This is a genomic window from Terrabacter sp. NPDC080008, from assembly GCF_040702505.1.
In the GTDB taxonomy this organism is placed as follows: domain Bacteria; phylum Actinomycetota; class Actinomycetes; order Actinomycetales; family Dermatophilaceae; genus Terrabacter.
On record NZ_JBFBLC010000008.1, the window covers coordinates 43,774 to 55,140 of the forward strand.

Sequence of the window (11,367 nt, forward strand, 5' to 3'; positions counted from 1 at the left end):
GGCTATAACGCGAGCCCAGCGGGACGGCATACGTGCTCGGCCGCCGGCGCGGGTGCCCGCTCAGCCGGCGAAGGCGCGCACCGGCTGTCCCGGCACCGAGACCCGGACGCGGAAGAGCGCGCCGGCCTGCGGCTCGGGTTGCTCAAGGTCCTCGCGTGAGGTCGTGACGTAGAGGTCGCGCAGGTCCTCGCCGCCGAAGGTGCAGGCGGTGACGAGCCGCACGGGCAGCACGACCTCGGCGAGCACGCCGCCCTGCGGCGAGTAGCAGCGCACCCGGCTCGCGCCGTTGAGCGCGACCCACACGTTGCCGGCGGCGTCGACGGTCAGGCCGTCCGGTCCGCCGGTGGCGTGACCGACGAACGGACGCCGGTTGACCAGCTCGCCCTCGACCACGTCGAAGACGTCGGTGCGTCCGGTCGGGGTGTCGTCGTAGTAGGCGTGGCGGTGGTCCGGCGAGAGGTCGATGCCGTTGGAGATGGTGACGTCCGGCTGCACGACCGTCACGTCACCGGCTGCGTCGACGCGGTAGAGCGTGGCGCGGCCCGCGGTCTTGTCGTAGCCCATGGTCCCGGCCCAGAGGCGGCCCTCGCTGTCGACTCCACCCTCGTTCATGCGGATGGACGGGTCGTCCCACAGGTCGAACCACGGCGTGGGTATGCCGTCCGCCTCGTCCGCGCGCGCCAGGCCCCGCTCGGTGGCGACCACCCACCCGCCGTTGGTTCGGGGGCGCAGGAAGGCGGCGACCTTGCCGACGTGCACCCGGTCGACCGTGCCGTCGGGCCGCAGCGACAGGACGTCGCCGGCGAGCATGTCGACCCAGCGCAGGCCGCCCCACGACGGCGACCACACGGGCCCCTCGCCGTGGTAGCAGATGGCGTCGGTGAGCTGCTCGAGCTCCCCGACGACGACCGCGGAGGTGTCGCCCATCAGTCCCACCAGACCCCGACGTAGTGGTGGCCGTCCGGGACGGCGGGGGCGTCGACGAGCCATTCGGCGCCCGCGGCCGGACCGCCGCTCGGCTGCGTGTCGGCGGCTGCCGTGAGCACGTCGACCTCCGCGGGCGCCAGGGTCGTGATGACGGCTGCCCCACTGGCGAAAGGCCACTCGTCGTCGGGGAACTCGGCGAACTCGAGCACGTCGAGCTCGACGCGGACGTCGTGGACCTCGGGGTGGTCGCGCAGGTCGGCGAGGACCCGGTGCACCGTCTCGAGCGGCATGTCCTCCGGTCGGTTCGGCGCGATGCACCACTCGCAGTCGTTGCCGTCGAAGAACTGCTCGAGGGTCACGGCCACCTGCGAGCTGGCTCCCCCGCGCCGGCGCACGTGGTCGATCAGGGCGGTCTGCTTGGCGAGATCCATGACGGTGTGGGCCCCCGGGGTCGCGGTCATTGCACGGACACGGCGTCGGCTACACTGACGCCGCGTGCCGCCTTGCACGTCCCCCGTCAGGGGTTCGGTCGGCGGCCCGGCGAGCGTAGCTCAATGGTAGAGCGCCAGCTTCCCAAGCTGGATACGCGGGTTCGATTCCCGTCGCTCGCTCCACACCGAAGCCGCAGGCGTCCTCCGAGGCGCCTGCGGCTTCGTCGTCCGCGCCCCTTTCCGGAGGCGACGGGCAGGGCGGCTGCGCCGGCTGCAGGCCACGGGGGCATGATGCAGAGGTGAACCATCAGACGAGCGTGGCCATCGCCCGGCTCGGCCTCGACGCACGAGTGGCCTTGGCCCCGGCCCAGAACCACCCGATCGGCATGAAGGCGGGCTTCTTCCTCATCGTCGCCATCTTCCTGGTGGTGCTCGGCATCACGATGGCGGTCGGGCACCTGCGCGAACGCGGTCGGCAGCGCCGGGCGCAGGCCGACATCCAGGGCCTCCGCCGGAACACCACCCCACCCAAGCGCTGGCCGAGGTAGGCCGCGGGTCCGGTCGCCGGGGCCGGCGGCGGGTCTCCGCCCGGCCGGTCCGCCTCAGGCAGGGACCGCCTTCTGGGCGATGAGCTGGATGAGGTTGCCGCACGTGTCGTCGAAGACGGCGACCACCGCTGATCCGACGTCGGTCGGTGGCTGGGTGAAGGTGACGCCCCGGCCCGAGAGCCGCTCGAAGTCCGCCTCGACGTCGTCGACGGCGAACTGCGCCAACGGGATCCCGTCCTCGACGAGCGCGTCGCGGTAGGGCCCCACCGCCGGGTGCTCAGCCGGCTCGAGGAGCAGCTGCGGCCCGTCGGGCACGTCCGGAGACACGACGGTCAGCCAGGAGTGCTCGCCGATCGGGACGTCGTGGCGCTTCGTGAAGCCGAGGACATCGGTGTAGAAGGCGAGGGCGGCTCGCTGGTCGTCGACGTAGATGCTTGTCAGCTGGATCCTCATGTCGCGTCCCTTCGGGTGGTCGGCCATCGCCGGGTGATGGCTTCGAGCGGTCCTGGGTGGAAGAAGTGCAGCTTGGTGCGGCCCCGGCGCTCGCTGGTCACGAGGCCGGCGTCCTCGAGCACGGCCAGATGCTGCGAGATCGCCTGACGAGTCGAGCGGACGCCGTGACGTGTCGTCAGGACCGTGCACAGCTGGAACAGGCTCTGCCCGTCCCTCGCCGAGAGCTCGTCGAGGATGAGGCGCCTCGTCTCGTCGTCGAGCGCCCGGTACACGTCGGCCACATCCACAGGATAGGCAAGCGGGGACTTGCATGACAAGGGGTCATGTCCCCTATCCGGCCAGCACCCGCCAGCCGCCGCCCCGAGGCGCGGGGCAACACCCAGCGGTTTCCCAGCCGGCCTGCTCAGCATGGCGGCCAGGGCTGCCGGAGCTGAGGGGTGAGCCTGATGATGCATCGACTCGTCCGTCGCTCGCACCGCGAGGGCCGTCCGGGCTCCCCGCGCAGGCGCCTCGTCAGACGCAGCGCCGTCGTCGCGGCGCTCCTCGCGCTGGCCGTGGTCGGCACCTCGTACGTCAGGGCGCTGACGACGCCCGGCGACGCGTCCTGGACGGTCAAGTCGGTGGAGTGGATCCGCGACAACGGCGGTGCCGGCATCGTTGATGCCGTCGAGAACTGGTGGTTCCGCAACCCACCGGCCGACGCGCCACCGTCGGCATCCGACCTGCCCAACTTGACGGCGCCCTCACCCAGGCCGGGCGCCACCCAGACCGGACCGGGACTCGGGGCGTCGTCGCCGGCGCCGCCTGCCCCCTCGACGGCTCCGGAGGCAGTCACGATCCCGACAGGGACGCGGCCGATCCCCGGTGAGGGGCGATGGGTCGCCGGCCGCGTGGACGCTCGTGGCGTGCCGTCGATGTACACGACCTTCCTGCAGCCCGATCCGGCCCACGCCAGCATCGTCGCCGGCGTCGCGTGGATCCGAGCGGCCGACACCGTCGCGCACCTGGTGGCGGGGACGACACAGCCCGGCGGACCGCCGTGGCCGGGCAATGCTCGGGTGACACCGGGTGACGTGCCCCGGCTCGTGGCGACCTTCAACTCCGGCTGGCGGTTCAAGGACCTCCTCGGCGGCTTCTACGAGGACGGCCGCTTCTCGAGACCCCTGCAGCCAGGCGCCGGTTCGGTCGTCATCGACCGAACCGGGCGGGCGGCGATCGGTGCATGGGGACGCGACGTCTCCATGTCGCCGAGCGTCCTAGCCGTGCGTCAGAACCTCCACCTCGTGGTCGACGGTGGGGCGGCGGCCCCCGGGATCGCCGACGCCAGCGGCCCCTGGGGTGTGGCGGCGAACCAGCGGCAGTACACCTGGCGCTCCGGCCTGGGCGTGGACGCGCAGGGCAACCTCGTCTACGTCGCCGGCAACCACATGACCCTCGAGGTGCTCGTCGACGCCCTGGTCGACGCCCACGCGGTGCGGGCGGTCGAGCTCGACATGCACCCCGGGATGGTCGCCTTCTCCCGCTGGCTGCCCACCCCCGGTGGCGGGATGACCGCGCAGAACCTGCTGCCCACGATGCCGGACGCCACCAACCGCTACCTGTCCCCCGACCAGCGCGACTTCTTCTACATCACCCTGCGCTGATGGCCACGACGACTGCCGCCCGCACGCCCTCCGGGGCCGTTGCGCTGCTGCAGCTGACCCGGCCGCGGCTCTGGCCGCGGAACCTGGTCGTCACCGCCGTGCCACTGGCGGCGGGGGCACTGCTGCACCGCGCGGTCCTGCTCGCCACCGTCCAGGCCTTCGTCGCGCTCTGCCTGGCCGCGAGCGCCGGCTACTGCCTCAACGACGTCATCGACGCCCCGGCAGACGCACGACACCCCACCAAGCGCTACCGTCCCGTCGCGTCGGGGCGGGTGTCACCTCCCTCGGCGCTGGCGCTCTCCGCCCTGCTGGCCGTCGCGGCGACGGCACTCGCGTGGCCGGCGGCCTCACTGCGCTGGGTGGTCCTCGCCTACCTCGCCCTGTCCGCCCTCTACACGACGCGGCTCAAACGAGAGCCGGTGATCGAGCTCGTCCTGGTCTCCGCCGGCTTCCTCCTGCGCGCCATCGCAGGTGGGGCGGCGACCGGCATACCCGTGAGCCCGTGGTTCCTCATCGTCACGGGCTTCGGGTCGCTCTTCGTGGTGGTCGGCAAGCGCCTGTCCGAGTTCGTCACGTCAGGGCCCGAGCGGGGCACCCGCAGCAGCCTCGTCGGCTACACCGAGAGCTACCTGCGCCTCGTGCTCGGCATGGCGGCGGCCGTGACCGTCGCGGCGTACTGCCTGTGGGCGTTCGGCATCGCGAGCGAGCGGGTGGAGACGACGTATGCCGCCCTCTCGGTCGTCCCGCTGGTGGTGGGGATGATGCGCTACGCGCTGGACGTGGACCGTGGCCGCGCGCAGGAGCCGGAGGGCGTGATCTCCGGCGACCGGGTGCTCCTGTCGCTGGGCGCCCTGTGGGCCGTCTGCTTCTGGCTGGCGGCGATGACATGAGACGCCCACCGGTCGAGGAGCACGCCTCGACGCAGGAGGTGCTGACGGGTTGGGGTGGCACGGTACCGACGATGGCGGAGGTGGTGTCACCGGCCGCCGTCGAGGACCTCGCGACCCTCGTCGCCGGCCGACCACGTCGGGGGGTCCTCGCTCGCGGACTCGGGCGCAGCTACGGCGACGCAGCGCAGAACGCCGGCGGCCTCGTCGCCCGGCTGGACCGCCTCGACGCGATCGGCCCGGTGGACCGGTCCACCGGACGCATCACGTGTGGCGCCGGGGTCAGCCTGGACCGGCTGATCCGCACCCTCCTGCCACTCGGATGGTTCGTCCCCGTCACGCCCGGCACCCGCCAGGTGACGCTGGGCGGCGCCGTCGCAGCGGACGTCCACGGCAAGAACCACCACCGCGACGGCACCCTCTCGGCCCACGTCGTGTCGCTGACCCTCGTCGACGGACGCGGACAGGTGCGCACGCTCGCGCCGGACGACGACCTCTTCTGGGCCGTGCCCGGCGGCATGGGCCTCAGCGGGATCGTCGTCGAGGTCACCCTGCAGCTGCTGCCCGTGGGCTCCGGCCACGTCGTCGTCGACACCACGAGGACCGCCTCGCTCGACGAGACCATGGAGACGCTCGAGGAGGCGGACCGGACGCACCGCTACAGCGTCGCCTGGGTCGACTGCCTCAGCCGTGGGGCCCGGATGGGGCGCGGCGTCGTCACCGCCGGGGAGCACGCGGGCGGCGACGATGCACTCGCCGCGTCACGCCCTGACGGTCGGCAGGGCAGGTGGCGTCCGGTGGGCGGCACGACGGTCGCGGTGCCCCGGTGGGCGCCCGGGGCGCCCCTCAATCCGGTGACCGTCGGTCTCTTCAACGAGCTCTACCACCGAAGAGCCCCGAGATTGGCGCGGAGCATCGAGCCGATCGGGACCTTCTTCCACCCCCTCGACGCCGTGCAGGACTGGAACCGCCTCTACGGCCCACGGGGCGTGGTCCAGCACCAGTGCACCGTCGGCGACGCGGAGGCGATGCGGCGCGTCATCGGCGTCTTCGCGAACCGACGGGCGCCGACCTTCCTCTGCGTGCTCAAGCGGTTCGGCGCCGAGGGCCGCGGACCCCTGTCCTTCCCGCAGCCCGGCTGGACCCTGGCGGTCGACCTGCCCGTCGGCAGTGACACCGCAGGGGTGCTCGACGAGGTCGATGCAGTCGTGCTCTCGTCCGGAGGACGCGTCTACCTCGCGAAGGACTCGAGAGTGCTCCCCGCTGCGTTCTCCGAGATGTACCCGCGTCTCGACGACTGGCGACACCTTCGTGACCAGCTCGACCCGGACCACGTGTTCCGGTCCGACCTCTCCAGGAGGCTCCACCTGTGATCGACTCCCTCGGGGCGCCCCAGTCCGTCCTCGTCCTCGGCGCCACCAGCGACATTGCGGGGGCCACGCTCGCCCGCCTCACGCGTACGGGACGGTTGGAACGCGTCGTCCTCGCCGGACGACCGGGCCCGGCGCGGGACGCGGCTGTCGAGCGGGTCGCGGCCACAGGCGTACCCAGGGTCGAGGCGCTCGACTTCGACGCCCGGGATCGGGCGTCCGCACCGGCCGTGGTCGCCGCGGCGTTCGACGCAGACGGCGACATCGACGTCGTCCTGCTGAGCTGGGGCGTGCTGCCCGACGAGGCGGCGATGCGTCAGGACCCGTCGGCCGCTGCCGACCTCGTCGACGTCAACTACGCCTCGATGGTCACCGCACTGCTGGCCGCGGTGGAGCACCTGCGGGAGCAGGGGCACGGCGTCGTCGTCGTGCTCTCGTCGGCCTCGGCGGTCCGCGGCCGGTCGTCCACAGCGCTGTACGGCTCGACGAAGGCCGGCGTGGACTCGCTCGCCTCGGCCCTGGGCGACGCCCTGCACGGGACCGGCGTCTCGGTCGTCGTGGTCCGGCCCGGGTTCGTCAGGACGCGGATGACCGCCGGGCGCCGCCCGGCACCACTGGCCGTGGACGCGTCGGACGTGGCGGACGCGATCGCGCTCAGCCTCACGGGTGGCTCGCGGACGGTCTGGGTGCCGCGGGCCATGAGGTACGTCATGGCCGGCCTGGTCGTGACGCCGCGGGCGGTCTTCCGTCGCCTTCCGATCTGACCGGCGATCGCGTCGCCGCCGCGGGTGCCGACGCCGACGCCCGAGCGCAGGCTACGGGTGGGCCGGCTCCGGCAGCGCGGCCAGCACGTCGGCCGTGCTCGTCACCTCTCCGAGGCGCGGGAAGACGTGGGTCAGCGAGTGGTCGTGCGCGGCGGCGCTGCGGTCGGTCATTGCGTCGCCCACGAGGACGACGTTGAAACCGAGCTCGTGGGCGAAGCGCGCGGTGGACTCGACGCCGGCGCTCGTGGCGATGCCGGTGAGCACCACCTGGGTGACGCCCCGACCGCGCAGGAACGACTCGAGGGGGGTGCCGGTGAAGGCGCCCCAGGTCTGCTTCGTGACGAGCTCGTCCTCGGGCTGCACGTCGAGCTCCGCGACGAGCTCGGAGAAGTCGTCGTCGAACGCGGGGCGCGGCGCCCCGGACTGCTGGGCGTCGGTGCGGCCCGGCGCGCCACCAGTGACGTTGACGAGGACGACAGGCAGGCCGCGGGCGCGGAAGGCCGCGGCGAGCTCGCCGCTGCGCTGGACGACGGCGTTCACGTCGTGGGCGGCCGGGGTCGCGAGGATGCCCTTCTGCAGGTCGATGACGACGAGGGCAGGGGCCTCGTCAAGAGTGCTGAGCGGCACGCGTACTCCTTCTTCTTCGTCTTCTTCGGTGGTGGCGGTGGTGGCTTCGGGCGGGGATGCGGAATGGCCGATCGCTCCGAGCGACCGGTCGACGAGGGTGACGACGAGCATCAGAGCGGCGGCCAGCGCGGCGAAGACGGCGATCTCGTGCAGCCCGGCGCTGTCGGCGGAGGCGCCGAGGAAGTGGCCGGTGGCGCCCGAGGCGATGATCGCGCCGAGGTACATGAAGGTGCGCAGCAGCCCGGCGGAGGCGCCGAGCCGCTCGCGGTGGGCCTGGTGGTAGACGGCGTTCTGGTTGGCGAGGTTGAGCAGGCCCTGCGGCACACCGAGCAGCAGCACGATGACGACGAGCAGCCAGATGGCGCTCTGCCCGCCGAGCAACAGCATGAGCACGGCGGCGACCACCTGCAGCACGCCGCCCACGACGAGCTTGCCGCGCACGGCTGCGTGACGTCCGGTCAGCGTCGACACGACGATCGCCGTGGCGAACATCGGCAGGAGGAGCAGGCCCGCCTGGGACGGCTCCAGGCCGCGGCCCTCCTCGAGCCACTGGGTGAAGCCGTAGAGCACCGAGTAGCTGACGACGGCGGTCAGAAGCATCCGGACGTAGGTGAGGACGAGGGGCCGGTTGCCGCGCATGACGCCGAGGACGCCGAGCACTCCCATCACCCCCCGCGCGGTCCGGCCGCGGGATGCCATGCGCTCGGGATCGTGCTTGGCGCCGACCGCCGACCCGGGCCCGCGGGGCAGGAAGAGCGAGCCGAGCACGAGGCAGGCCAGGGACAGCGGGATGTTGACGGCGAAGGTCGCGCGCCAGCCCCCGATGCCGATGAGCAGGCCGCCGAGGGTGGGGCCGATGACGGCCACCGTCTGGTTGGCCACGGCGAGCGTCGTCAGGATGCCGTTCGGGGAGTCGCGGCCGGTGCGCTCGGCCTCGCGGCGGATCAGGTGCATCGACGCCGGGTAGCCCGAGCACGTCCCGATCCCCAGGATGACGCGCGCCACGACGAGCCAGCCGAGGCCGGGCGCGACCATGCCGAGCACGCCGGCCAGCCCGACCATGGCCGTGCCGACGAGGTAGGGCACGCGGGGGCCGAAGGCGTCGACGAGTCTCCCGACGACCGGCTGCCCGATCGCGGTGGCGACGTAGAGGGACGAGATGAGCCAGGCCGTCTGGGCGGGCGCGGCGCCGAGGTCGCGCCCGATCGGGATGAGCGAGACGGCGATGATCGAGCTGTTGACCGGGTTGAGGACCGACCCGAGGACCATGGGTGCGACGAGGCGTCGGTCGAAGCCCGCTCTTGCACCGGGCGTACGCCGACGGCCCCGTTCTCTCGTGAAGCTCACCATTTCTTTAGGTACACTAAGCACTTGTGGGCGCCAGTTCAAGCCAGGGGTCGGATGCCGAGCTCGTCCTCGCCGTCAAGCGCGCGGTGAGCCGGTTCTACACGCGCATGCGCTCCGAGCGGCCCCCCGGCGACCTCGGGGACGGCGCGCTCGAGGTGCTCGCGCGGGTGGAGAAGTACGGCCCGCACACCCTGACCGAGCTCAGCGACTTCTACCGCGTCACCCCGGCGTCGATGAGCCAGTCGGTCAACCGCCTCACCTCGAGCGGCTACGCCGAGCGGGACCGTGATCCCTCCGACGGACGACGCGTCCTCATCGCCGCGACCGAGGCGGGTGCCCGGCTCTCGGTGGACGCCCGCGGCCGGCGCGATGCGTGGATCTCCGCCCAGCTCGAGGCGCTCGACGAGACCGACCGCGAGGTGCTGGAGCGAGCGAGCGAGCTGCTCCTGCGGATGGCCGACGGCCGGGAGTGACGAGGGGCGCCCGCGCCCAGGTCGCGACCATCAGGGCGTGAACGCGCGGCTCGGGGCTTCGAAGGCGCGAGCGAGCTCAGGAGTCCGCTTGCGCGAGAGTCGCCGCGATCCCGTCGGCCTCGACGATGAGCGCCGTCATCCCCTGCCGGCTGCTCGTCTCGTGACTCTCACCGGCCCGCCACAGAGCCGCGGAGCCCGGACGGAGCACGTGTGCGACGGCATCCTCGCCAGACACCTCGGCCTCACCGCTCAGCATGACCAGGACCTGGTCCACCACCGCTGGATGACGGGCGATGACACCTCCCGGGGCGAGCGTGGCGACGATGACGTGGGCCTCGGCTGCGACCGGGATGACGCCGAAGCCCCTGCTCCCGAAGCTGGTCACGTCGTGAGCGTCCAGGTGGTCGATGGCGACGACATGCATCTCGCAATCCTCCCGGATCTTCGAGCATGCACCCGCGACACGGGCGGCACGACTGCGCGCGGCATCGTCGAGAAGGCGGCCGAACCGATGCGCGTGGGCGTCCGGCAGCCGGTGGCCGGTGGCCCCGACTTCCCGACCCGACGGACCGGACTCAGCCGGCGACCTCGAGTGACATCGGGTCGGCCGCGCGGTGGAGGACGCCCACGCCGGCACCTCGAGGGACAGGTCGAAGCGACTGGGTCGCTCGCCCGAGGCTCTCGAGGTACGCGGCGTGACGAGGCGTGACAGTCGTGGCGCGCGGGGCGGCCTGGGCGGTGGGGACGGCAGATCCACCGCGCGAGGCGGGCGCTGCGTCGTCGGGGAAGTGCGCCTCGAGGCCGCCGCGCAGCAGCCGCAGCGCCTCACTGCGCTGCTGCGAGACCGCCGACGAGGTCAGGCCCAGAGCCGCGGCGACGTCCTTGACCGCCTTCCCTTCGAGGTAGATCTCGGTGACGACGAGGCGCATCCGCTCGGGCAGGGCGGCGACGGCGGCCGAGAGGTAGCGCACCCGCTCGCCCTCGAGGACCGCATCCTCCGGGGCCACGGTGTCGGCTGCGAGCGCCTCGGCCGCGGCGTCCAGCGGCCCGACCGTCCTCGCGGCGTCGGCGAGCCCGGCACGGACCTGCTCGGGAGTGACGCCGAGGGCCGAGGCCATCTCCTCGTGGGACGGGGCCCGGCCGAGCCGCGCGGAGAGCGTCTCCGACATGGCCTGCAGCGCCTTGATCCGCTGGCGGGTGCCGCGGCCGGCCCAGTCGAGGGAACGCAGCTCGTCGACGAGGGCTCCCGTGATCCGGCGGCGCGCGTACGCGCCGAAGGGCACTCCGGCCGAGGGGTCGAACGACTCGGCGGCGAGCACGAGACCGAGCGCCCCGACCGAGGCGAGGTCCTCACGCGAGAGGTGCGTGGCGCGGGCGCACAGGTCCGAGACGAGGTAGCCGACGAGGGGGAGGTTGTCGACGACGAGACGGTTGCGCTCGGCTTTTTCCACTGGACCCCTCAGACGACAAGCAACAACCGACGTCCGGGCGGGCACAGCAGTGCTGCAACCCTCCCCGGGCCGGTTCAGACGTGTCCATCTTGTGGGTTTACGTCCGTTTTGTCCGAGGAATGCAGAAAACCTGAGGAAAACTTTCGCCGGATCCTCAGTCGGCGGAAGTATGTCCCTCCGGCTGAGGGACCGACGCCGCACGACCGGCCGGGGCCACGAGGCCGCGCAGCACCTCGTCGGCCGTCGCCTGCGTCGCCTCGCGGTTGGCGTCGGCCACGGCTCCGGCGATCTCGCCGCGCTTGATCTCCAGGTGCCGCGGGGCCTCGATGCCGATCCGGATGCCCTCACCGCCGCGACTCTCGAGGAAGGTGATGACGATGCCGTCGCCGATCATGATCTTCTCGCCGGGTTTGCGGGTCAGCACGAGCATGGTGTCCCCTTCCCTG

The 11,367-nt window shown here is 72.5% G+C and carries 14 protein-coding genes and 1 tRNA gene; 7 read left to right on the forward strand and 8 right to left on the reverse strand.

What is annotated here, in order from left to right:
* Positions 1-60 precede the first annotated feature (60 nt).
* Both AB0316_RS19160 and AB0316_RS19165 read right to left on the reverse strand, forming a co-directional pair.
* Positions 61-927 carry an SMP-30/gluconolactonase/LRE family protein gene (locus AB0316_RS19160; protein WP_366274726.1) on the reverse strand — a complete coding sequence of 289 codons (867 nt, stop codon included), beginning with the start codon at positions 925-927 and terminating at the stop codon, positions 61-63.
* On the reverse strand, positions 927-1,388 hold the full coding sequence (locus tag AB0316_RS19165; protein WP_366274728.1) for a hypothetical protein: 462 nt from the start codon (positions 1,386-1,388) through the stop codon (positions 927-929). The genes AB0316_RS19160 and AB0316_RS19165 overlap by 1 nt, the downstream gene beginning before the upstream one ends.
* A gap of 79 nt (positions 1,389-1,467) precedes the next feature.
* Between AB0316_RS19165 and AB0316_RS19170 the strand changes: the two genes are divergently transcribed.
* Both AB0316_RS19170 and AB0316_RS19175 read left to right on the forward strand, forming a co-directional pair.
* Positions 1,468-1,541: transfer RNA gene (locus AB0316_RS19170), tRNA-Gly, on the forward strand.
* 116 nt (positions 1,542-1,657) lie between these two features.
* Positions 1,658-1,906: a hypothetical protein gene (locus AB0316_RS19175; protein ID WP_366274729.1), complete on the forward strand. Its 249-nt coding sequence runs from the start codon at positions 1,658-1,660 to the stop codon at positions 1,904-1,906.
* A gap of 54 nt (positions 1,907-1,960) precedes the next feature.
* Here the strand turns inward: AB0316_RS19175 and AB0316_RS19180 are convergent, their stop codons facing one another.
* Positions 1,961-2,359, reverse strand: a complete 399-nt coding sequence (locus tag AB0316_RS19180) for a VOC family protein (protein ID WP_366274730.1) — start codon at positions 2,357-2,359, stop codon at positions 1,961-1,963.
* The gene (locus AB0316_RS19185) at positions 2,356-2,640 is read right to left on the reverse strand and encodes a metalloregulator ArsR/SmtB family transcription factor (protein WP_366274731.1); all 285 of its coding nucleotides are present in this window, start codon (positions 2,638-2,640) and stop codon (positions 2,356-2,358) included. Before AB0316_RS19185 ends, AB0316_RS19180 begins: the two co-directional genes overlap by 4 nt.
* A 165-nt stretch (positions 2,641-2,805) precedes the next feature.
* Here AB0316_RS19185 and AB0316_RS19190 point away from each other — a divergent pair, with 165 nt between their 5' ends.
* From AB0316_RS19190 to AB0316_RS19205, 4 genes are read left to right on the forward strand one after another with little or no spacing between them, the layout of a single operon-like run.
* Positions 2,806-4,002 carry a hypothetical protein gene (locus tag AB0316_RS19190; RefSeq protein WP_366274733.1) on the forward strand — a complete coding sequence of 399 codons (1,197 nt, stop codon included), beginning with the start codon at positions 2,806-2,808 and terminating at the stop codon, positions 4,000-4,002.
* A complete protein-coding gene (locus AB0316_RS19195; RefSeq protein WP_366274734.1) occupies positions 4,002-4,892 on the forward strand; it encodes a decaprenyl-phosphate phosphoribosyltransferase in 891 nt (296 codons plus the stop codon). The genes AB0316_RS19190 and AB0316_RS19195 overlap by 1 nt, the downstream gene beginning before the upstream one ends.
* The gene (locus AB0316_RS19200; RefSeq protein WP_366274736.1) at positions 4,889-6,262 is read left to right on the forward strand and encodes an FAD-binding oxidoreductase; all 1,374 of its coding nucleotides are present in this window, start codon (positions 4,889-4,891) and stop codon (positions 6,260-6,262) included. Before AB0316_RS19195 ends, AB0316_RS19200 begins: the two co-directional genes overlap by 4 nt.
* Positions 6,259-7,023, forward strand: coding sequence for an SDR family NAD(P)-dependent oxidoreductase (locus AB0316_RS19205; protein WP_366274737.1), 765 nt, complete (start codon positions 6,259-6,261; stop codon positions 7,021-7,023). The genes AB0316_RS19200 and AB0316_RS19205 overlap by 4 nt, the downstream gene beginning before the upstream one ends.
* Positions 7,024-7,074: 51 nt before the next feature.
* On the opposite strand, the gene AB0316_RS19210 is transcribed toward AB0316_RS19205, so the two are convergent.
* Positions 7,075-8,919 carry an MFS transporter gene (locus tag AB0316_RS19210; RefSeq protein WP_366274739.1) on the reverse strand — a complete coding sequence of 615 codons (1,845 nt, stop codon included), beginning with the start codon at positions 8,917-8,919 and terminating at the stop codon, positions 7,075-7,077.
* 104 nt (positions 8,920-9,023) lie between these two features.
* On the opposite strand from AB0316_RS19210, the gene AB0316_RS19215 reads away from it, so the two are divergent.
* On the forward strand, positions 9,024-9,470 hold the full coding sequence (locus AB0316_RS19215) for a MarR family winged helix-turn-helix transcriptional regulator (RefSeq protein WP_366274741.1): 447 nt from the start codon (positions 9,024-9,026) through the stop codon (positions 9,468-9,470).
* A 76-nt stretch (positions 9,471-9,546) separates the two neighbouring features.
* Here the strand turns inward: AB0316_RS19215 and AB0316_RS19220 are convergent, their stop codons facing one another.
* The 3 genes from AB0316_RS19220 to AB0316_RS19230 all read right to left on the reverse strand — a co-directional run bounded on the left by AB0316_RS19220 (position 9,547) and on the right by AB0316_RS19230 (position 11,351).
* Entirely contained in the window at positions 9,547-9,894 is a 348-nt protein-coding gene (locus AB0316_RS19220) for a cupin domain-containing protein (protein WP_366274743.1), read from the reverse strand.
* Positions 9,895-10,045: 151 nt separating this feature from the next.
* A complete protein-coding gene (locus tag AB0316_RS19225) occupies positions 10,046-10,921 on the reverse strand; it encodes a sigma-70 family RNA polymerase sigma factor (protein ID WP_366274744.1) in 876 nt (291 codons plus the stop codon).
* A 154-nt stretch (positions 10,922-11,075) separates the two neighbouring features.
* Positions 11,076-11,351 (reverse strand): carbon storage regulator, encoded by a 276-nt coding sequence (locus tag AB0316_RS19230; RefSeq protein ID WP_366274746.1) that lies wholly within the window; start codon positions 11,349-11,351, stop codon positions 11,076-11,078.
* Between the last annotated feature and the right edge of the window lie 16 nt (positions 11,352-11,367).

Coding starts and splice junctions, on each gene's coding strand:
- AB0316_RS19160 (WP_366274726.1), bottom strand. CDS start 927: ATGGGCGACACCTCCGCGGTCGTCGTCGGGGAGCTCGAGCAGCTCACC.
- AB0316_RS19165 (WP_366274728.1), bottom strand. CDS start 1,388: ATGACCGCGACCCCGGGGGCCCACACCGTCATGGATCTCGCCAAGCAG.
- AB0316_RS19180 (WP_366274730.1), bottom strand. CDS start 2,359: ATGAGGATCCAGCTGACAAGCATCTACGTCGACGACCAGCGAGCCGCC.
- AB0316_RS19190 (WP_366274733.1), top strand. CDS start 2,806: ATGATGCATCGACTCGTCCGTCGCTCGCACCGCGAGGGCCGTCCGGGC.
- AB0316_RS19195 (WP_366274734.1), top strand. CDS start 4,002: ATGGCCACGACGACTGCCGCCCGCACGCCCTCCGGGGCCGTTGCGCTG.
- AB0316_RS19200 (WP_366274736.1), top strand. CDS start 4,889: ATGAGACGCCCACCGGTCGAGGAGCACGCCTCGACGCAGGAGGTGCTG.
- AB0316_RS19210 (WP_366274739.1), bottom strand. CDS start 8,919: ATGGTCCTCGGGTCGGTCCTCAACCCGGTCAACAGCTCGATCATCGCC.
- AB0316_RS19220 (WP_366274743.1), bottom strand. CDS start 9,894: ATGCATGTCGTCGCCATCGACCACCTGGACGCTCACGACGTGACCAGC.
- AB0316_RS19230 (WP_366274746.1), bottom strand. CDS start 11,351: ATGCTCGTGCTGACCCGCAAACCCGGCGAGAAGATCATGATCGGCGAC.